This is a genomic window from Ulvibacter sp. 2210JD10-4 (assembly GCF_058148525.1).
Genome location: NZ_JBYVJZ010000043.1, coordinates 1 through 265 on the forward strand (window position 1 = coordinate 1; position 265 = coordinate 265).

Consider the following 265-nt stretch of genomic DNA (forward strand, 5'->3'; position numbering starts at 1 on the left):
GTAATAAAACTATTTTTTAGATTTGTAAAGAGGTACAGTAGAACAAGCTTCTCCAAACATAATAGACTTTACAATAGGTTGTAATTTTGCTATTAAAAAAGAAAAAGCAGCATTTGGTATAGGTTTATTAGCACAACCTTTTATAATTACTGGAGCGTCTGTAAAATCTCTAAAATCTACAAATTCTAACAATTCTTGATACAAAACAGTTTCTAACAATTCTAAATTTCCGATAACAACTTTGTTTGCGAAAGGAGTTAACTCT

At 28.3% G+C, this 265-nt stretch carries 1 protein-coding gene; it reads right to left on the minus strand.

Annotated elements, in window-relative coordinates; all coding sequences use genetic code 11:
- Positions 1–9: 9 nt before the first annotated feature.
- The coding region (locus ACY2RT_RS15400; protein WP_490156809.1) for a DUF2480 family protein at positions 10–265 on the minus strand (256 nt) is incomplete at its 5' end.